Source organism: Halomonas sp. JS92-SW72 (assembly GCF_003547075.1).
Taxonomy (GTDB): domain Bacteria; phylum Pseudomonadota; class Gammaproteobacteria; order Pseudomonadales; family Halomonadaceae; genus Halomonas; species Halomonas alkalicola.
Genome location: NZ_CP032147.1, coordinates 3749680 through 3770759, shown reverse-complemented (window position 1 = coordinate 3770759; position 21080 = coordinate 3749680). Strand labels below are relative to the sequence as shown.

Genomic DNA, 21080 nt, shown 5'->3' with positions numbered 1-21080 from the left:
TCCTGGCGCCCCTCATTGCTGGTGAGACTTCATCGACTCACGCTACATAAGGGGCACAGAGGTTGGTGACTCGCCGAAGCCTTCCCAGCCCTCAGCCAGCCCCTGCGCTCGAAATTTATGCTTCCCGTGCGCTGCTTGCTTTACAGGCAGAAATCGCGTTGCTACTGTACGTTTGTCGAGTCAAATTACTCGGCCGGGTTTGGCGACCCGAATCATCCGAGGCGCATGAGCGCCGCTGCCATGGCAGGCGCTTTTTTAATGCCTGCCATGTCTATGGCGGTCGTGCGTGGGAGACCCTTGGGTCTGCCGGTCCCCTTGGATGCCGGTTCGCCAACCCGCGTACGGCCGCCCCCATCCTGTTTGGCGACAGCGGGGTCGGCTCCAAAATCCAAGGAGCGTACCTATGGTCACCCCGACCTTTACCCGTCGCAGCAGTCGCCGCGCGCGCGCTGCCGCTCATCATGCCATGGCCATGGCAGCCCTGGCTTCCAACTGCAGCCTGTCTGTCCGCTACCGCCGATATCATGCTCATATGCATATGGCCAGGGCACTCTCGCGTGCTGCTGAAGCGGTCACTCCGGAGGCTGTGCGGGAGGTGGGCGAATGAGCATGCGCGTTGATCCCACGACCATCCTGCCCCGCCCGCAACCCCGTCACAATGACCCGCTGTCGCACAGGGTCTCCGAGGCGCTCAATCATCAGTTGCTCTGCTACGCCAAGGCTAATGCAACCTTCACTATCCCCGAGATCCGCGACCAGCTACTCGAGAGGCCAGAGCTGGAAAGCGCTGACCCCACCCAGCTGCGGTTTCGCGTGCGCGATCGACTCAACAGGCTGAAAAAGCACGGCGTGCTCATGGAGGTCGGCGTTCGCGGAAAAAACCGTCGGGTGTTCCGAGTGAACATTGAGCCTTCCTCTGAGCCAATCGAGGACACCCCCTCACCCTCCTCCTATTCATCGTCAACGCACGAGCCGCCCGCGCAAGAGGATCACGCTACCCTCCTCGACCATTTGGAAAGGGAACGCCACTGCCTACAGGCGGCCATGCACACCGCGATCGGTGAGGCAGAGCATTATCGGGACCTGATAGAGAAATTCCCCGACGCCCGAGCGCAAATCACTTCCCTGCTGGAAGCAGCCCTCGAGCAGAGTGGACGACTGCGAGGCCAGTGGGATGCCAACGTCAACGTCCGCCGCGCCCTGGCAAGCCAGGCAATGTCGGCAACAGTGGATAATACGGAGGACCTAGTATGAAACGTTCTCCTGCATCCAGGCAGCCACAGTATACACTGCCGCCCCTTCGCCCCTGGCAGTCGGAATGCCTTCAGAGTGCTCTGGCAACTCTCTCGCGAGAACACCCGCACTTTCTGTGCCAGGCAACACCGGGCGCCGGCAAAATGCGCTTGGCCGCCGAGCTGACCCGGGAATTGATGGCGCGCGGTGATATCGACTACGTACTCTACTGCGGCCCCACTCGAGCCGTGGTGCAGGCCGCCATCGAGACGCTGCAGGAGGTTACCGGGCAACCTATGCACGGCCAGCTGGGCGCCGCCGGCACCGGGATGACCTACCATGCCCTGCCGGGACGTTTAGGTGCATTGCAACGCCTGGGCCGGCAGCATCGCGTGCTGCTGATCTGGGATGAGGCCCATCACGGGGCGGGACATTTCGGCGGAGAGGGGCCGAATCAGTGGGGCAGCACGCTGATAGCGCTGGAGCGGCACATGACCTATACCCTGGCGCTGTCAGGGACCCCGTGGAGGACCGACGGAAGCTGCCTGCCGCTGCTGCGCTATCTGGATGTGATCGATGGCCCCAATGAGGAACCATCGTCGTTGGACCCAGCGGCAAGGACGGCATCAGACATGACCGGCCATGTGCCGCCAACAACGAAGGTACTGCAGCCAGATTTTGTTTACACCCTGCAGGACGCTATCCACGATGGTGTGTGCCGTTATCCACGCGTGCAGCTGGTAGATAACCGTGCCATCGAACTGACGGGTTATCATCCGCGCACCGGTCGCCAGGAAACGTATCGCTACGCCAGCATTCCCCAGCTCCTGCGGCACCCTGCCATCGATTACGGCAGCCTGGTCCGTGTGGATGCGCCGATGCAGCGAGTCCTATCACTGGGTGGCCGGCAACTGAACGCTCTCCGCCAGCAGGACTCCAGCGCGGCCGGACTGGTAGTCGCCGCTGATATCGAGCATGCCGAAGTGGTAACCCAGCATCTGGAAGAAGTCGGAAACGAGGTCTGCCTGGTTACAAGCCGCGACCCTTATGCACATGACCGGCTCAAGGCGTTTCGACAGGCCAGCACACCCTGGATTGTATCCGTGGGGATGGTATCGGAAGGCGTTGATATCCCGCGACTTCGGGTCTGCTGTTATCTGAGCCATATTCGGACAGAGCAATATTTTCGGCAGGTACTCGGTAGAATCATCCGTCGCCAGGGAGTGGGAGACCCTGATTGTCACCTCTATGCTCTGAACGACGCTCGGCTGGCACAGATGGCACGCCGCCTGAGCGACGATCTCCCTCAGGACCTGGCCAGGGTATCTCTGACAGACGAGTCAACGGTACCGACAGGCGGCCACGGCGCTGCCCCCCCTCAGACTCACTCCTCAAACACTCCTACCGGAACGATGGGCGACCCGTCTGATGCGGCAGCGACCGGTAGCAGTGTCTCGGTCACGATGGGCGAACACAGTTCGCTGGCCACGGCTAGCGTGGCGCCCGATGTGGCGTTTTCGCAGAGATTTTTTGAACGGCTGATCGCCCTTCGGTTGACAACCTAACAGCCGCCCACCGGCATTCATCGGATTTGTGGCATCTACCCATGGTGCATAACACCAAGGGGCTACATGCAACCGTAAAAAATTGCGGCTTCTAACCGCAGGCCTTCTAACCCCTGATACAGACTAGGGTTAGAAGGCGTCTCTCATCGATTAGAGAAACGGCAGCCCGGCAGCCCGGGCCGAGTTCCACTTTCTGGCACTTTCTGTCACTTTTTTCCACTTCGGCATCCCTCGCGCCACTTTCTGCCACTTTCTGCCACTTTCTGCCACTTTCTGCCACTTTCTGCCACTTTCTGCCACTTTCTGTCACTTTGTGCCACTTCGGCTTTTCTCGCACCACTTTCTTCCAATGTGGATTTTCGAGGGTATGAAGTTGCCCATTCCAGAGTTTGTATAGGCTATAGCGCAGCGATCAGAAGGGTGAGATGAGCAACGAACTCACCGTCAAACGCTGGACAGTGAAGCGCAAAGTTGCCGTGGCTATGGACATCCTAAAGGGCAAGACCACGATCGCTGCAGTAGCTCGCCAGCATGATCTCGCCGTCTAAAAATCCAGGAATTAGAGAGATAGATCGAGCAGGCCCAACTCAGTATGGAGAACGAATTCAGGGCCCGCTCCCGGTAGTTGTCAAGGAATCTGTCGCCTCTGAGGTCATTCAGGCCACCTGTTTTTCCGGTTCGGCGACGGTGACCTGGAGCTCCCGCTCCGGGTTGAGTGACACGGTACCGATCGGCGTCCAGTTGCGGGTCTTGCCGCTCCATCGCGCAGGGTTGGCGTCACGCGCCGCCTGATTGATGACGTGGCGCTTGGCCAGCACCTCCTTATCTTCGCCCGCATGGCGCTGTGCCGGTGTCACCAAGCGAATGCCGCTGTGCCGGTGCTCGTGGTTGTACCACTGCACGAAGCCAGCCACCCACTCGCGGGCGTTGTCGAGCGTGGCGAACCCGTCAGTGGGGTAGCAGGGGCGGTACTTGCAGGTGCGGAACAGCGCCTCTGAGTAGGGATTGTCGTTGCTGACCCGCGGTCGGCTGAAGGATGGCGTGATGCCGAGCTCGTGAAGCTTCTCCAGCAGCGTCGCACCCTTGAACGGGCTGCCGTTGTCCGCGTGAAGCACCAGCGGCTGGTCAATGATCCGCTCGGCCAGCACGGCCCGCTCCAGTACGGTGCGGGAGTTGTAGGCCGACTCGGCCAGGAACACCTCCCAACTGGTGATCTTGCGGCTGAAGATGTCGACCATCATGACCAGGTAGTAGTGCTGTCCCTTGATCGGGCCGCCCAGCCACGTGCAATCCCACGACCACACCTGATTCGGCGCAGTGGCCTGGTAGGTCGTGGGCTTGGCGCGGCGTTGAGGTGGCTTGGCACGGCCCCGATGCACCATTTCCTGGTGCTTGCGCATCACGCGGTAGAACGACGAGGATGAGTGTTAATGGCCAAGTAAATTGACCCAGTACCTTGAGCAGTTGCCGCTCGGCCACCTCGGCGAAGATCACGTGCAGACCGAACCAGATCGCCAGGTTGAGGAACACCCCCACCACCGCGGCGGCAATAGTCGCCAATGTAGTTGCCGTCGCTGTCACGCACGAACAACTGAGGCGTATGGGAAGAGGAGTAACGAGACTCTGCCGGGAGGGCAGCTGCTAAAGAGTGTGTCATGACCAGAACCTCCGGACATGACCGCGACCGCCCTCTCCGGGAGCGATATCCCGGTCGGGGTGGATAGTGATGAAGGGTTACGCGGCGAAGAGCAGCGCGTGGTTAAGTTCGTCGTGGCCAGCCACCAGCAGGAAGTCACCGTGCTGACGGTCGTTCTGCACCACGAGGGCCTCAAGCTCGAGAGCCAGAGGCTGGTGGGGGTTACCGCTTGGCGGGATGCGATGATGATCCGATCCGAGCTTAGATAACCTGTCAGGTGGTCCGAAGGATGGGGTCCTCACTTCACGCTGCAGCAGCAGCTGGAATCACTCGATGGGCGTGACCCAATGGTCCGGAACCCTACATCTATTCGCTATAAACAGATTTATATCAAACCTCGCTCACGAGAAAAAAGCCGCATCGGTTTACGATACGGCATTGCCTTAACTAGGGCGACTTACTGGGCCCTCACCTGCTCGATCGACACAATGACATAATCGGTCTCGCCGGTCTGGCGCAGCACGAAGCGAACACGTTCCTCGGCGTCAATACCCTCTGCCAAGGCTGGATCGGCCAAAGCCAACTCCATGGTCATGGCCGGCCAGCGAAGCTCGGCGATTGGTTCATGGGCCAGCACGACACTATTGCCATCCTTCGTGATCGACTGCACGGTGCCGAAGCCTTCGGCTGTGCGCATTTCCTGATGCTCATGCCCTGCCTTGGTACCATGACCGGCATGCTTGCCGTGTCCATGATCGCTGGTCGCCATCGCAGGTAGCGCCACCATATGCGCTGCCGGTATTCAGCGTCACCATGCTCTACTTTGCGCTACCGCTGACAGCCCTGACGCTCGCCGTACTGGCGTTGCAGGAGCGCCATCGGGGGATACGGCCGTGATGCCTTGCGCCTTCAATCCGTGCATGGGACCGTCCATAGGCCAGCTGCTCGCTTGATGCTATGGCCGATAGCGAACGCCCTGACATCATCGGCGGGTAGCGGCTTGGCGAACAGGTAGCCCTGCCCGGCGTTGCACGCCATGGCTCGAAGCTGGGCCTGCTGGTCTTCGGTCTCGATGCCTTCGGCCAGGACGTCCAGGCCCAGGCTGTGTCCCATGTGGATGATCGCCTGGGTAATGGCCTGGCTCTCGCGGTCTTCCGGCAGGCCGGCGGTGAATGACTGGTCGATCTTGAGACGGTAAAGCGGGAACTGTTTCAGGTAGCTGAGGCTGGAATAGCCGGTGCCGAAATCGTCGATGGCCAGCTTGACGCCGAGTTCGTGAAGACGGCGCAGTTTGTCCTGCACGACCGTCATGCCCTGCATCACCACGCTTTCGGTGAGTTCTAGCTCCAGGTGCTCTGCGGGCAGGCCAGTGCGTTTCAACACGGCCTCCACCACATTGACGAAGTCCGGCTGCTCGAACTGGAAGGCCGATACGTTGACGGCGATGGTGCCGACTGCCAGGCCCTCAGCCAGCCAGCGGGCATGCTGGCTACAGGCTTCTTCCAGGATCCAGGTGCCGATCGAAACGATCTGACCACTCTCCTCGGCGATGGGAATGAACTTGCCGGGAGGCACCAGCCCGTGGTCGGGGTGGCGCCATCTCACCAGCGCTTCGAGCCCGAGCAGAGAGCCGGTGGCCAAGTCGAGCTGTGGCTGGTAGTGCAGGTAAAGTTGGTGGCGCTCGATAGCCCGCCTCAGATCCCCTTCCAGCATGAGGTGCTCTACCGATCGGGCATGCATGTCCGCGGCGTAGAACTGAAAGCGGTTCCGCCCACGTTCCTTGGCCTCATACATGGCGGCATCGGCATTGCGCAATAGGATGTCGGCCTGGTTCCCGTCGGCGGGGAAGTAGGCGATGCCGATACTTGCCGTGAGCACCACTTCGGTATCCTCCGCCTGGAAGGGCATCGCGAAGGTGTCCAACAATTTCTGGGCGACACGCTTGGCCTCCTGGTCGCTGCGTAGCTCGGGCAACATGACCAGGAACTCGTCGCCGCCCTGGCGGCTGACGGTATCTATGGCGCGAACCGCCCCACGGAGGCGATCGGCGATCTCCTTGAGGATCTGGTCACCGAAGGCGTGGCCATAGACGTCATTGATATTTTTGAAACGGTCTACGTCGAGGAACAGCAGTGCCAGGTGCTGGCCACGGCGCTGGGCTTCCGCTAGGGCAACTTCCAGTCGGTCCGTGACCAGGAAGCGGTTCGGCAGGTCGGTCAGCGCGTCATGATGGGCCATATGTGCGAGCCGCTCGTCGGCCAATCTTCGCTCGATGGCGGTGCTCAGGACATTGGCGATACTCTGCAGGAAGCGGATATCGTCGGAGGAAAACACGTGAGCTTCCTGGGCATAGGCGCCGAGGATGCCCAGCGGGCCCTCGACCCCTTGGATCACGACATTGACGCCGCTGACGATGCTGTGCCGTATCAGCAGGGGGGATGGAGAGAAGCGTGTCTCCTCATGGAAGCTCTCGATGACGACAGGTTCTTGTGAGTCGATGACATGATCGGTCTGGGAGTAAGCCCAACTATCACGGTAGACCTTGCGGCCGATCCACTCCGGTGACCAGCCGACGCCGGCCACCAGAGTGCAGCTCTTGCTGGAGGCGTCACAGAGCAGCACCTTCGTATAGCTGATGCCCAGACCATCGGCCATCAAGGTGGCAGCCTCGCGCGAGATCTGATCGATGTCCGTGGTGGCCAGGGCCGAGCGCCCGAACTCGGCGACCAGCACCTGCTGATGGGCGCGGGTCAGCAGAGTGCGTTCCGCACGTTTCTCCTCGCTGATGTCTTGGACCGTCCCGTAGAGGCTGGTGACCTGGCCGCGGTCATCCTTGTTGGGCACTGCCATGACGCGCACGTGTAGCTCCCGTCCGGTGGGATGATTGACCAGCAGTTCATACTCCTGAGGGTCACCCGTGGCTATCGCCAGTTGGACCTTGGCGGAGAGCAAGGGACGGCTCGATGGGGTATAGAGCCGGGCATTCTCTTCCAGGCTTTGTGGCGGTCCCAGTGCCGGGTCGCGGCCCAGGATCTCATAGACCTGTGAGGACCAGCTGATCGTCTGGGTCGAGATCTCATACTCCCAGTCGCCCATCCTGCCGATGCGCTGTGCTTCGGTGAGTCGCTCTTCGGTTCGCTTTAGCTCGTGGATGTCGGTGCAGGTGCCGAACCACTTGACGATCTGGCCGGTGCTGTCACGCAACGGTAGGGCTCGTCCCAGCATCCAGCGGTAGACGCCATCGGCACGGCGAAGTCGGTACTCGATCTCATAGGTGGTTCCTGCGGTGACGGCTGCCTGCCAGCGTTCCGCTGCACGCTGGCGATCATTGGGGTGGAAGGCTGTCTTCCAGCCGTGGCCGATGCTCTCTTCCTGGGAGAGGCCGGTGAAGGTGAACCAGTTCTGGTTGAATTGGAGGTGCCAACCGTCGGGGCGGGTGACCCAGACGATCTGCGGCATGGACTCGATCAGGGTGCGGAACTCGGTTTCGCTGTCGCGCAAGGCCGATTCGGCGCGCAGTCGCTCAGTGATGTCGTGGGCCAGCACCAGTTCGGCGGGCTGGCCGTTGTACTGCAGGCGGTGGGAGTGGATCTCGACCATGATGGGCCGGCCATCCTGGGTAATGTGTTGCCAGACCGCGACCATGTCCATGGGTGAGGCGCCACTTGCCACCCGTTCCACGTTGGCGATCAGGCGGGGAATGTCCTCGGGCGGGCGAATGTCCTTGATGGTCATGCCCAGGAAGTCTTCGCGGCTGTAGCCGTATTGGCGAACTGCGGCGTCGTTGACGGCTAGGAAGACCAGGGTATCCAGGCTGTAGACCCACATCGGGTGAGGATTGGCCTCGAAAAGCTCGCGGTGGCGTGCCTCGCTCGCGCGCAGTTCAAAGGCGTGATCGTCGAGCTGCTGTCTCGCGGCTGCGATCTCACGAATCGTGATAGGAACCGCGAGCATCTCAGGGTCGGCGAGTGCCGCAACCTGGCGGCTCAGGCGTCTGGCAGCCAGGCTTCCGCCGACCATGCCGCCCAGGGTGGCCGTGATGATCAGCAGAGCCAGCGTCATCCCCAGCATCAGGCGTGGGACGGCGATGGCTGACTCGGGAATCGACAGGGCAATTTCCCAGGGTGATTTCTCCGATGGGACTCGGAACGTCTCGACCATGGGGTTGGCGCCATCCAGTGTCCCTCCGCGGTGCGCGAGTCGCTCGCCGCGGCTGTCGATGAGAGTCAGTGACCAGTCCTGGGGCAGGGCCAGCGAATCTAGCCGCTGCTGGAGCTGGCCGGCTTCCAGGGTGCTGAGCAGCAAATGGGTAACCTCATCCCCACGCAGGCCTGGTACCACGATGGCGACCAGCGTCTCGTTGGCAATTGGGCCTATGAAGCTGTCACCGACCGCGGGCTGGCCGGTGGCCAGCGCCCGGGGAGCCGCGGCACTGCCTTCTGGGCGCGGAAGCGGCGGAAGTGCAGTGTCGAATGGGACGCGGGTGTTGAAACGCATCCGCATGGGGTCGCCCACGTCAGAGAAGATGACGTGGCTACCGAAACTGCGCTGGAAACCCAGCGCTTCGGCGTAGAGCTGTTGCCAGTTGGCGGGATTATCCGCCAAGGGGGAGTCCGCCAGCATCGACAGGGCGCGAATACGCGCATCCAGGTAGTGATCAATGGTGCTGCTGGCGTTATGTGCCAGCTGCTGGGCTTCTTTCCGCGTCTCCTGACCACGAGTCTGCACGCTGTCCAACGCCCACCAGGCGGAAAGGACAACGAGTGGCAGGACGCTCAGCAGGATCAAGCCGGTCAACACGGTGGCCAACGGGCGTTGCGTCATGGTGAGGGGTATCCCTGGCTACGGGGGAGAAGAGGCCTGAGGGCCGGCTCCGCGAGCTTGTTATCTGGTGTTGTTGTGAGTAGACCGCAGCACGGTGACGAGCCTTGGAGAGGATGCACCGCCGGTGAGTGACTATATCAGGTGGCTCAGCCAGGCAGCGGGCGATGCCGGGACCCGAGCAGAATTTTGATGATTGTTTGACGAGGGTCAGGGATTCCTGGTCTGGCGTTGGTTGTCAATCTCTGATCCGTGGGTTATTTACAGGCTCTCCATCGGTACTGCCGTGAGGCGAATAGCAGAGCGCAATGCCCCGCCCCGCCGCCTTGGCGTGATACATCGCCTCGTCGGCCGCGTGGGTAAGCGCCTCCGTGTCCTGGCCATGGTCTGGGTAGAGCGCAACCCCGATACTGGCCGACAGGCTGAGCGGATGGGAGTTGAGTGGAAAGGGAATGGCCATGGCATCGCAGAGCTTTTCGGCCACCTTCTGGGCAGTCTCGCTATCCATTGGCCCTTGCAGCAGCACCGTGAATTCATCACCTCCGATACGGGCGACCAGGTCAGTGCCACGTAGCTCGGCACGCAGGCGTTCACCGACCTGCCGAAGCAGCGCATCGCCAGTGGCATGGCCATAGACGTCGTTGATGGGCTTGAACCGGTCCAGGTCGATGAACAGCAGCGCCAGGGTCTGTCCTTGCCGCTCGGCAAGCTGGATCGCGAGATTCAGGTGGGAGAAGAATTCGGTGCGGTTTGCCAGCCCGGTGACCGGGTCGAACTGAGCCAGCTGACGATACTTTGCCTCGCTGGCTAACAGCGAGGCCTCCAGCGCTTTGCGTTCGGTGATGTCGTTCACGTAGCCGGTCCACAGGATGGTGCCGTCACCGAGCTTCTGAGGCTGGTCATGGGCCTCTACCCACTGGAGCCGCCCATCGCGGTGAAACATGCGAAATTCGCTGTGCCATGGGGTCAGATGCTCGGCGGCATGCAGGCTTTCGCAAATGACGCGCTCAATGTCTTCTGGATGGATCAGCCCAATCAGGGTACCGGCGTCTTCCAGGGCCTCGCCAACTGGCACGCCAAACATCGATTCGGCACGCTCACCCACGAAGGTGTATGTCCAGCGACCCTCTGGCGTCAGACACAGCTGGTAGACGAAGCCGGGGATATAGGCGGCGACAGCCGTCAGCTGCTGGGCGAAGTTGCGTGACCAGGTAATGTCGCGGGCGGCAATGGCCAGGGTGCGGCTCTCTGGTGGTCCCATCGGTCGCAGGCGAACATGCCAGGTCCGCTGACCACTGGGTACCTCGAAAGGCTGCTCGAACTCCACGACCTCTCCCTGAACCAGGCAGCGGCGGTACTCGGCCGCGAGGCGCTCCGCGTCCTCGGGGGGCAGCAAGTCATCGAGGCGAACACCCTCAACCTGCGCCCGGGAAAAGCCGGTGGCCTCGACGAAGCCTGTATTGACTCTCAAGAAACGAAATTCACCATCGGCTTCTGCCTGAACCACCATCAATACATCCGGGGAGTGTTCGAAGGCAGCGTGAAGCAGGTCCATCGGGGCTCCTTGATACATAGCGGTAGTTGGTTGCGCTCCGGTGATAGGGGATAGCATAACCGACTCGGCCCGGTGGGGGAGGTAGGTGCATTGCTCCTGGACTCCCTATCGGCTCGGTTCGTGTTAGGTTGAGCGTTTAAGAAACGCGATTGAGTCTTAGCTCGATAGGGATGCTGTGCCATGAAAGCGCGCATGACCGCCGAAGCGGCTTTTCGCCTGCTCGCCGACGGAATGTCGCGAGCGGGCACGGATGCCTTCCTGCCTACCTTGGTAGAGCACCTGGCCACGATCCTCGACGTGGACCACGTGCTGGTGGCCCAGGTGGAGGAGGGGCATTACGCCCAGACTCTGGCGGTCTGGTCCCAAGGCGCCCTTCAACCCAACCTTCGCTATCACCTGGCAGGGACCCCCTGCGAGACCGTCAGCGGCCGCCAGCCCTGCCTCTATGCCTGTGAGGTGCAGCAACGCTTCCCCGAGGATGAGCTGCTGGGAGAGCTCGGCGCCGAAAGCTACATGGGGCTGCCGCTGTTCGGGCTGGACGGAGCGCCGCTTGGCCTGCTGGCCCTGCTCAAGAATGCACCGATGTCGCTCACTGGCCTGGAGAAGGAAATTCTCCATATCGCCGCCGCTCAGGCAGGAGCGGAGATCGAGCGCAGCTTGGCACGGCAGTCGCTGCAGCGGAGTGAAGCCAGCGCCCGGGAAAGCGAGCGGCGCCTGGACACGCTGCTCAACCACCTACCCGGCATGGCCTATCGCTGCCTGAATGACTCCGAGTGGACCATGCTGGTGGTGAGCCAGGGGGCCGAAGTCCTGACCGGCTACTCGCCCGCGGCCCTGATTCATAACCGCGAGGTGAGCTACGCCTCGTTGATTCATGCCCCCGACCGGCAACCGCTCGCCGACAAGGTAGCCGAGGCGGTGGCGCGCCGTGACACCTTTCGGGTCATCTACCGGCTGCGCACCGCCTGCGGTCAATTGCGCTGGATGCTGGAGCAGGGCCAGGCACTCTACGATGAGGATGGCGAGGTGACCTGCCTCGAAGGCTTCATCTCCGATATCAGCGAGCAGCACGAGGCCCAGCGGGTGCAGGAGGCGGTGGCACGGGTCGCTTCGGCGATCACGACACGCATGGGGGACGATTACTTCCACCAGCTTGTCGGCCACCTGACCGAGATCCTCGAGGCCGATGCCGGCATCATCGCAACGGTGGACATGGCGCCAGCCAGCCTGGTCGCGGCCGGCCGCCAACCTCCACGCCGCCTGACCACCGTGAGCGTGAGTGCAGCAGGAGGGCGCCGGGACAATCACTCCTTTGACCTGCGGGATTCGCCTTTCGCCGAGCTGGCGGACTCCCGGGAGGTCATTGTGCGCAATGCGGCCGCGGTCTGGCTCCCTGGCGTCGAGGGGGTCTTCACGGCCTGGGTCGGCCGGCGACTGGAGAACACCCGGGGCGACATGGTCGGGGCGCTCCTGTTGCTGTACCGGGAGCCGACCGACGCCAATGCGTTCGCCACCTCGGTGCTGCGCATCCTCTCCACCGGCGCTGCGGCCGAGATCGAGCGACGCCAGGATCACCGCCGCATGCGGCAGCTGGCCTACTTCGATGGCACCACGGGCCTGGCCAACCGGGTTCGCTTCATGGAGGACCTCCACCAGATGCGCCTGGCGGCAGAGCGTACCCAGGCCCCGCTGGGACTGATCCTTCTCGACCTGCGCCGCTTCAAGGAGATCAATGACCTGCACGGTCATCAGCTGGGCGATCAGCTATTGGCCACCGTGGCCGGCCGCCTGCAGGGTACCATCGGTAAAGGGGAGTCGCTGGCCCGGCTCTCCGGCGACGAGTTTGCGCTGCTGGTCCCCGGGGCCTCGGCCGAGGTCGTGGAGGAGAGCGTGACACGGATGGGTGAGGCGATCGGCCGGCCGATTCAGCTGGGGCGAAGGACCTTCTCGCTGAAGGTCTCGATCGGCCTGGCCCGCTACCCACAGGATGCGCTGACCCCGGGCGAACTGTTCAAGGCCGCCAGCATCGCGCTCTATCATGCCAAGCAGGAGGATGAGGGGGTGTGCCCTTTCACCGCCTCGATGGGCCAGGCGCTGGAGCGCCGGCAGCAGATGAGCGAGCGCCTGGAGCGTGCCATCGCCCAAGAGGCGCTGACCCTGCACTTCCAGCCCCAGGTCGACTTGCGCGACGGAAGACTGACCGGCGCCGAGGCGCTGTGCCGCTGGCATGATGACGAGTGGGGATGGGTCAGCCCGGGGGAGTTCATCCCGCTGGCCGAAGAGCGAGGCCTGATTCGCCCGCTGGGGGACTGGGTGCTGCGGTGTGCCACGCGCCAGCTGCTGCTCTGGCGCGAGGCAGGACTGGCGTTGCCTGGGCGGCTGTCGATCAACATCTCCGCCCAGCAGTTTGCCGACCCGCGCCTCGCCGAGCGGATCGGCATGCTGACCGATGGCCTGCCCGCCTCGGCCATCGCTCTGGAGCTCACCGAAAGCGACTTCATGCGCGACCCGGAGCAGGCGGTGGAGACGACCCGCACCTTGAACCGGGCCGGATTCACGCTGGCGATCGATGACTTCGGTACCGGCTATTCGTCATTGGCCTACCTGCGGCGCTTTGCCGCCGACTCCTTGAAGATCGATATCTCCTTCGTGCGCCACGTGCTGGAGAGTCAACATGACAGCACCATCGTACAGACCATCATTGCCATGGCTCAGGCGCTGGGCATGAAGACCGTGGCAGAAGGCGTCGAGACAGCCGAACAGGCAGCGGCACTGGCCGCGATGGGCTGCGATCAGGCCCAGGGCTTTCACTTCGGGCGGCCCCTGCCCGCCGAGGCGTTCATCGCGCGCTGGGAGGCGTCCATGCGCGAGAACCAGGAGCCAGCATCATGACGCCCTATGCCGAGAAGATCGCCGCAGCGCTGGAACGGCTGGAAAACGCCACCGACGTGAACGACCGCCTGGAGGAGGTGATTCGCCCCCTGCTTGAGCTGCTGGAGGAGGTCACCGGCCTGCCGTCGACCTATTTCACGGTCATCGATGAAGTCGGTCAGGTGCAGACCGTTGTCTACGCCCGCAATAGCGGGGGACTGTCGATTCCGGAAGGCCTCTCGGTGCCCTGGAAGGATACCCTCTGCCGCCGCGCCATCCTGGAAGGAAAGCGCTACACCCGGGACGTCGCCGGGTGCTGGGGGGATTCCGCCGCGGCCAGGGAGCTCGGCCTCAAGACCTATCTGAGCGAGCCCATCCGACTGATCGATGACGGGCTCTACGGCACCCTGTGTGCGGCGAGCGACGAGTCGGTGGAGGTTTCCGACAAGGCCCAGGGGTATCTGGTGCTCTTTGCCCAGCTGATCGCCCGGCATATCGAGAGCGAGCGACTGCTGCATCTGCTGGCCAGTGAGAATCGTGTCCTGGTACAGCATGCCAATACCGACCCCCTGACCGGAATCGCCAACCGCCGGGCGCTGCTCCATGGACTGAAGGTGCGTCTCGGCAAGGCGGCTGCGCTCGGGAGGCCGCTCTACGTGGCCTTCATCGACCTGGATGGCTTCAAGGCGATCAACGACCGCTTCGGGCACGATGCGGGAGATCGTTTTCTGATCGAGATGGCGCATCGGCTGGTGGGCGGCTGCCGGCCCGAGGATCTGGTGGCCCGCTACGGCGGTGATGAGTTTGTGGTCGTGCACCTGGCCGACGAGGCGACCGATATTGAGCTCGATGATTTCAAGCAGGCCCTGGAACGCCTGACGATCGGTGAATTTCGCGCCTGCGACGACGTGATCGACTACCCGGGTGCCAGCGTCGGGGTGGTGGCTGCCTCACCCGAGGATCACGACGTGGAGACCATTCTGCAGCTCTGCGATGCCGCGATGTACGCGCGCAAGCAGGCCAGGCGAAGCGGTCGGCCCTGACGTTCCTTCCTCATCGACGATATTCGAGCTAGTCCATGGCCACATCGCGGGCGCGATAAGGCAAATCTTGATCCTCGGCCGATAGCATGGCTTTCCTGGTGTGCTCCCGGTGGCTCGGCGATGATGCGAGGGCGGCCCTGTCGTCTGGTTGTGTAGGCAGCGTTATCAGCACACTCTGTTAGTCATGCATTTCCACGATAGAGCTAAACGGTGCCAACTCAGCTTCGAAGCCCAAGACTCGATCTCATACTCAGTATGATTGACGACAGTGGTATGTGATCTTTTGGTGTTTGGCTCAGAAAAGTCCGCAATAACTGCCGCTCTCGAGTGTCTCTTGGGGCTTCTGACTTCACAGCTAGAGCGCCAGGATGTCCAGCCATGAGAACAAACGTGTGCCCGGTGGCGCCTTGTTATTGACGGTTTGTTCAACCATGCTGGTCCGAAGCCCGATAACAGAGAACCAGTAATGCTTGGTCATCCGCCCCCATCCACGCTGCCCAACGGGGAAGCGGCGGTGCCGCTGGTTGCCGAACACTGCCTGGCGGCACTGGCGCGTGGCAGCACGGCGCTGATGACCATGGAGCACTGGGCGGACGGCGTCGACCGGCTGCTGGCCGAGCTGGGGCCCGTTACCGGAGCCAGCCGGGTCTGGATCTTCCAGCTGCTGGAGCTCCAGCCCGAGGCGGTTATCCAGGATTACGTCTTCGAGTGGGCGTCGTCGGAGCGCTATCGACAGCTGACTCAGCGCCGCTTCCGGTTCTTCACCTCATCCCTTGACGACCCTGAGTACCGCCGCCTCGTCGAGGAGCGGCAGGTGGGCAGGCGCCACGACTTCTGCGTTCCCGCCATGCCCGAAGGCCCCCTGAGACGCAACCTGGAAAGCCAGGCGATCCGTTCCATGGCCACCGTGCCGATCTTCGTGAACGGTCGCTGGTGGGGCACGCTGGGCGTCGATGACTGTGAACGTGCCGTGAGCTGGGCGGGCCCTGGCCTCGACCTGCTGGAGGCGGCAGGGCAGCTGATCGCCGCGGCGCTCTACCGCTATCAGTTGAACCACCGCTCGCGTCAGGTTGAGCTGTTTCACAAGGTAGCCGACTGCGGCGTCTGGGAGGTCAGCTTGCGTAACGGGCGCGTGTGGTGTTCACAGGGCCTCAAGGTGGCGCTGGGGTATCCCGAGACTTATCCCCGGATACCACTGCGGCGCCTGGCGGCTCGCCTGCATCCAGAGGATCGTGCGGAAGTCTGGGTACGGCTACGGGCCGCTCTTGGCGCTCCAGAACCCTCCCAGTTCCGTCTCGACGCCCGGGTGTGCCTCGCTGGCGATGCATGGTCCTGGTACGAGATCATCGCCGAGATGCAGCACAACGAGCAGGGGGAGCCGGTGGCACTGGCAGGGGTGCTGGTCGATATCGGCAGACGCAAGCAAGAGGAGGAGCAGGCACAGACCGCTTCCGAGCGCGATGCCCTGACCGGAGCGCTCAACCGGCGAGGCTTGGATCGACAGATGACGGAGTGCCCTGCTACGTCGCCTCGACACCTGATCCTGTTCGACATCGATCACTTCAAGCAGATCAATGACACCCATGGGCACCTGGTCGGGGACGCCTTGCTGTCGTGTCTGGTAGACCGGATTCAGCATGAGCTGCGGCCAGAGGACTGCCTCGTGCGCCTGGGAGGTGAGGAGTTCGCCGTTCTTGCGACCGGCATGCGGGATGATCAGGCGCTTGCGCTGGCAGAGCGCCTGCGTCGCCTGGTAGCCGATACACCCTTCTCTATTGAGGCGCCTGGGCAAGAGGCGCCCTTGTCGGTCAGCATGACGGTCAGTCTCGGAGTGACCCGCCAGTCCGATGATGACGCCGAGGCACTCGGACAGTTGATGGCAGAGGCTGACCAGGCGCTCTACGCCGCGAAACATGCAGGACGCAATACTGCCGTCGCCTACCATGCCATTGCTGCCGGGCGCACATAGGCCAGTAGAGCGTATGGCTGGGAAGCGATTCCGGTGACGTGGAGAGGGAGGGCATCATCACGAGGTGACGGCACTGGTGATGGACCCGTCGTTCTTAGCTCAGTCCATCCAGCTCTGATGGCGGTTTTTACGGACTTTTTAGCTTTGCCTGTGGTGCCATGACGTCCATTGAGCGTCCTCAATCGCGTCGTGACAGGTGAACAGGACCATGGCGAGCCGTTGGCAAGACATACAGGAGCAGTGGGGCCACTGGGCACCCATTCTCAAGGTGCTGTCGGTACTCTGGCTGGTGCTGGCCGCCTTCATGGCCGTGCCCTGGCTGGTGCTGGTGATCGAGGAGGAGCCCGATGCGCGGGCGTTTGCCCAGTCCATTGGCATCGTGCTGGGAGCGGTGGCACTTAGCTGGTTGGCGACCCTGCGTGTCGAGATCGCCCTGAAGCCATGGCAGATGTTTCTGGTGACCACTCTCAGCTGGGTCAGCATCAGCACCCTGGCTAGCCTGCCGCTGGTGCTGGGGGCCCCTCAGCTCTCCTTCACCAATGCGGTCTTCGAATCGGTGTCGGCCATCACCACCACCGGCTCCACCGTGCTGGAAGGTATCGAGAACCTCTCCGACGGTCTCAAGCTGTGGCGGGGCATGATGCAGTGGCTGGGGGGGATCGGCATCATCGTGATGGGGATCGCCATCCTGCCCTTTCTCAAGGTGGGCGGCATGCGGCTCTTCCACACCGAGTCCTCCGACTGGTCCGATAAGGTGATGCCGCGCACCGGCGGCATCGCCAAGGCCACCCTGTCGATCTACGTCGGTTTCACACTGGTCGCCATGCTGGCCTACTGGCTGGGCGGAATGGCGCCCCTGGATGCCGTGGTGCATGCCATGACGTCGCTTGCCACTGGGGGGTTTGCCAACTCGGATGCCTCCTTCGGCGCCTATGCCGATCGGCCGCACCTGCTGTGGATGGGCTCGCTGTTCATGCTGATGGGGGCCTTGCCCTTCGTGCTCTATATCCGCTTCCTGCGCGGCGCTCGGATGGCTCTGTGGCGGGATCAGCAGGTTCAGGGCCTGCTGGTACTGCTGCTGGTCGTGATCCTGTGCCTCACCGGATGGCGCATGTGGCTGGAGACGCCTCCCTTCGAGGCGCTGACCCACGTTGCCTTCAACGTCATCTCCGTGGTGACCACCACCGGCTATGCCTCCGACGACTACAGTAGCTGGGGGGCACTGGCGATCGTGGCCTTCTTCTACCTGACCTTCGTCGGTGGTTGCAGTGGCTCCACCAGCGGAGGCATGAAGATCTTTCGCTTTCAGATCGCCAGCATCCTGCTGCGTAATCAGCTGCGCTACCTGATTCACTCAAGCGGCGTCTTTCCCACCCGCTACAATGGCCAGCCGATCACCGATGACATTACCCGCGGCGTGGTCGCCTTCTCGTTCTTCTTCTTCCTGACCATCGCCGGGCTGGCACTGGGCCTTGCGATGATGGGGCTCGATCTCGTGACGGCCCTGTCGGGTGCCGCGACCGCCGTGGCGAACGTGGGGCCTGGGCTCGGCGATACCATCGGCCCCGCCGGCAATTTCGCGCCGCTGCCGGATGCTGCCAAGTGGCTGCTGTGTGTAGGCATGCTGCTCGGGCGGCTGGAGATCCTCACGGTACTGGTGCTGTTGACGCCGATGTTCTGGCGCCGCTAGCCGGTGTCACGAGAGAACAGCAGGAGAGAACATGCAAGAGCACGATGACAAGGCGGCAGCGTCGGTAAATCGCCTGGCGCCCGTTCGATTGCTGGTAGCCCTGAGTGGCGGGGCCGAAGATGCGGCCCTGGTGCGGTCGGCTCACCGGTTGGCGGTGCGTGATGGAGTCAACTGGTGTGCGGCCTATGTGGACAGCGGCCGTGAGGACCCACGAAGGCGAGAAGTGCTCGAGCGGGACTTTGCCCAGGTACAGCGACTGGGTGGTGAGACACGGGTCGTCGCGGGGCAGGATCGTGCGCGTGAGCTGGTGGCCCTGGCCAGGGAGCTCAAGGTGGCCAGCTTACTGGTTGGCCATGGTCGTCCCTCGGGGTGGCGAATCTGGCGTCGCCCGGTGGCTGAGCGGCTGGCCCGCCTGGGCGGGCCCTTCGACCTGGTGGTCGTGGCCGAGGCGCGACAGCGGCCACGCTTCCAACCGCGCCGCCGCGAGCTGGTGTGGCGCTGGCGTGACCCCATCATCGCCGTGGGGGCAACGCTGGCGGCGCTGGGACTGGCACTGGGGCTAGAGTCCTGGCTTCAGCTCGGCAACCTCTCGCTGCTGTTTCTTGCCGCTGTTCTTGCCAGTGCCACCCTGGCAGGGACGCGCGCCGCCATGCTGGCCGCACTGCTGGGCTTCCTCGGCTTCAACTTCTTCCTGACCGACCCGCGCCACTCGCTGGCCATGGTGGAGCAGGAGCAGGTGGTGACCGCTGCCATCTATCTGCTGGTGGCGGTGGTGGTAGGACAGCTCGCCGGTAGCGCTCGCAGGCGTCTGCTGGCCCTGCGTGCCAGCCGCGAACAGACCTATCAGCTGCTGACCTTCTCCCGGGAGCTCGCGGCGGCGACCCACCGCGAACAGGTCGAGGCAGCGGGTGCGGCGACCCTGATGCGCTGGCTTGGCTGCCCGGTGGTCATCCTGCCTGCCGAAGACGGTGCGGACGAGATGACGCCCAGCTGTAGTGCCCCAGAAGGCACGTCGCTGGATGCCGGCGCGAGAACCAGCGTGGCCTGGAGCCGTCACCACCTTCGGCCCAGCGGAAAAGGAACCGAGCAGCCGATGGAGACGGACTGGCAGGTGATCCCCCTGCTTGAACAGCAGCGGCTGGTCGCCCTGGTGGGCCTGGCCCTGGGCCAGCGGGAGCGTACCCCCTCGCCGGATGAGGAGGGACACATCGATGCCATGCTGCGGCTGCTGGCTTTGGCGTTGGAGCGCACCCGTCTGGTGGCCGACCTGGAGGCCTCGCGCCTCTCCGAGGAGAACGAACGCCTGCGTTCGGCCCTGCTCTCTTCCGTCTCCCATGACCTCAGAACACCGCTGGCGTCGATCATCGGCTCGGCCAGCACCCTGCGCGACCTGGGTGATCAGCTCAGCGATGCCGATCGTGCCGAGCTGCTCGATGGTGTGCTCAGCGAAAGCGAACGCCTGGACCGCTATATCCAGAACCTTCTGGACATGACGCGCCTGGGACAGGGCGGCCTGAAACTGGAACGCGACTGGATCTCCCTGGACGACCTCGTGACCAGTGCGCTCAGGCGACTGTCTCCCTTGTTGCAGGGGTTGAAGGTGAAGCGGCGCTGGCCCGAGGATCTCCCGCTCCTGCACGTGCATCCGGCGCTGATCGAACAGGCGCTGGTCAACGTGGTCGAGAATGCCGCACGTTTCTCACCCCCCGGGGGCACCCTGAGCCTCGAGGCCGGTATCGAGTCAGGGGAGCTCTGGCTGTCGGTCACCGATCAGGGACCCGGCATCGAGCCACCGCTGCGCGAGCGCGTCTTCGACATGTTCATCACCGGTGGCGAGGGGGATCGTGGACGCCATGGCAGCGGGCTGGGGCTGGCCATCTGCCGCGGCATGCTGGGTGCCCATGCCGGCACGGTCGTTGCCGAGTCTGGGCCAGAAGGGCGGGGCACTCGGATCGTGATGCGTCTTCCTCTTCCCGAGATCCGGGAGGCGAGTGACGACCATGCCGACTGAGCCTCATCGCATTCTGGTGATCGACGACGAACCCCAGATCCGCCGTTTTCTTCGCATCAGCCTGACCTCCCAGGGATTCGTGGTCTACGAGGCCGCGAATGGTCGGGAAGCGCTCACGCTGGCCATCGAGGAGGCACCCCATCTGGTGCTGCTGGACCTGGGGCTACCCGACATGGATGGCCAGGAAGTGCTCGACCGGCTGCGCGCGCGCAGCCAGGTGCCGGTGATCGTGGTGTCGGTACGCGGACAGGAGGCCGAGAAGGTACGTGCCCTGGACCACGGTGCCAATGACTATGTCACCAAGCCCTTCGGCATTCAGGAGCTGCTGGCCAGGATTCGCGCCCTGTTGCGGCTCCGCCAGGCGGATGCCCCGTCATCGGAGGGGGAGCGCTACCGGAGTGGTGGCCTTCGCATCGATCTGGTGGCCCGGCGGCTTTGGCATGACGACGCCCCCGTGCACCTCACCCCCAAGGAGTATTCGGTCTTGGCGCGACTCTGCCGCCATGCCGGTCGGGTCGTGACCCAGACCCAGCTGCTGCGAGAGGTGTGGGGCCCTACCCACGTCGAGGACACCCATTACCTGCGCATCGTGATTAGCAAGCTGCGCCACAAGCTCGGTGACGATCCGAAGTCCCCCCGGCTGTTGCAGACCGAGGCCGGCGTCGGCTATCGCCTGCTGGTCGAGC

Annotated in this window: 13 protein-coding genes and 1 pseudogene; 10 read left to right on the top strand and 4 right to left on the bottom strand. The window is 63.2% G+C overall.

Going from position 1 to position 21080, the window contains the following annotated elements:
- The first annotated feature begins 603 nt into the window (after positions 1 to 603).
- From D1793_RS17770 to D1793_RS20065, 3 genes are all read left to right on the top strand, one after another.
- Entirely contained in the window at positions 604 to 1254 is a 651-nt protein-coding gene (locus tag D1793_RS17770; RefSeq protein WP_119023320.1) for a hypothetical protein, read from the top strand.
- Positions 1251 to 2798 (top strand): DEAD/DEAH box helicase family protein, encoded by a 1548-nt coding sequence (locus D1793_RS17765; RefSeq protein WP_119023319.1) that lies wholly within the window; start codon positions 1251 to 1253, stop codon positions 2796 to 2798. Before D1793_RS17770 ends, D1793_RS17765 begins: the two co-directional genes overlap by 4 nt.
- A gap of 425 nt (positions 2799 to 3223) precedes the next feature.
- A complete protein-coding gene (locus D1793_RS20065; RefSeq protein ID WP_276110605.1) occupies positions 3224 to 3346 on the top strand; it encodes a hypothetical protein in 123 nt (40 codons plus the stop codon).
- Positions 3347 to 3454: 108 nt separating this feature from the next.
- Here the strand turns inward: D1793_RS20065 and D1793_RS17760 are convergent, their stop codons facing one another.
- Positions 3455 to 4198, bottom strand: a complete 744-nt coding sequence (locus tag D1793_RS17760; protein WP_119023318.1) for a DDE-type integrase/transposase/recombinase — start codon at positions 4196 to 4198, stop codon at positions 3455 to 3457.
- A gap of 274 nt (positions 4199 to 4472) precedes the next feature.
- Between D1793_RS17760 and D1793_RS17755 the strand changes: the two genes are divergently transcribed.
- Positions 4473 to 4703, top strand: coding sequence for a hypothetical protein (locus D1793_RS17755; RefSeq protein WP_119023317.1), 231 nt, complete (start codon positions 4473 to 4475; stop codon positions 4701 to 4703).
- A 188-nt stretch (positions 4704 to 4891) separates the two neighbouring features.
- On the opposite strand, the gene D1793_RS17750 is transcribed toward D1793_RS17755, so the two are convergent.
- The 3 genes from D1793_RS17750 to D1793_RS17740 all read right to left on the bottom strand — a co-directional run bounded on the left by D1793_RS17750 (position 4892) and on the right by D1793_RS17740 (position 10810).
- Positions 4892 to 5203: a copper-binding protein gene (locus tag D1793_RS17750; RefSeq protein WP_162900014.1), complete on the bottom strand. Its 312-nt coding sequence runs from the start codon at positions 5201 to 5203 to the stop codon at positions 4892 to 4894.
- A 140-nt stretch (positions 5204 to 5343) separates the two neighbouring features.
- Positions 5344 to 9258, bottom strand: coding sequence for an EAL domain-containing protein (locus D1793_RS17745; RefSeq protein ID WP_119023315.1), 3915 nt, complete (start codon positions 9256 to 9258; stop codon positions 5344 to 5346).
- Positions 9259 to 9493: 235 nt separating this feature from the next.
- Complete coding sequence (locus tag D1793_RS17740; protein WP_162900013.1) at positions 9494 to 10810, bottom strand: GGDEF domain-containing protein; 1317 nt, start codon at positions 10808 to 10810, stop codon at positions 9494 to 9496.
- Between the two features lie 180 nt (positions 10811 to 10990).
- Here D1793_RS17740 and D1793_RS17735 point away from each other — a divergent pair, with 180 nt between their 5' ends.
- The 6 genes and pseudogenes from D1793_RS17735 to D1793_RS17710 form a co-directional block, all read left to right on the top strand.
- Complete coding sequence (locus D1793_RS17735) at positions 10991 to 13702, top strand: EAL domain-containing protein (RefSeq protein WP_119023313.1); 2712 nt, start codon at positions 10991 to 10993, stop codon at positions 13700 to 13702.
- Positions 13699 to 14724: a sensor domain-containing diguanylate cyclase gene (locus D1793_RS20060; protein WP_119023312.1), complete on the top strand. Its 1026-nt coding sequence runs from the start codon at positions 13699 to 13701 to the stop codon at positions 14722 to 14724. Before D1793_RS17735 ends, D1793_RS20060 begins: the two co-directional genes overlap by 4 nt.
- 514 nt (positions 14725 to 15238) lie before the next feature.
- Positions 15239 to 16693 (top strand): diguanylate cyclase, encoded by a 1455-nt coding sequence (locus D1793_RS17725; protein ID WP_162900012.1) that lies wholly within the window; start codon positions 15239 to 15241, stop codon positions 16691 to 16693.
- Between the two features lie 208 nt (positions 16694 to 16901).
- Entirely contained in the window at positions 16902 to 18383 is a 1482-nt protein-coding gene (gene trkI / locus D1793_RS17720; protein WP_119023310.1) for a Trk system potassium transporter TrkI, read from the top strand.
- A gap of 31 nt (positions 18384 to 18414) precedes the next feature.
- The gene (locus D1793_RS17715; protein ID WP_119023309.1) at positions 18415 to 20394 is read left to right on the top strand and encodes a DUF4118 domain-containing protein; all 1980 of its coding nucleotides are present in this window, start codon (positions 18415 to 18417) and stop codon (positions 20392 to 20394) included.
- A pseudogene (locus D1793_RS17710) lies at positions 20384 to 21079 on the top strand (response regulator transcription factor); the annotation flags it as partial. The gene D1793_RS17715 and the pseudogene D1793_RS17710, both read left to right, overlap by 11 nt.
- Position 21080: the final 1 nt, after the last annotated feature.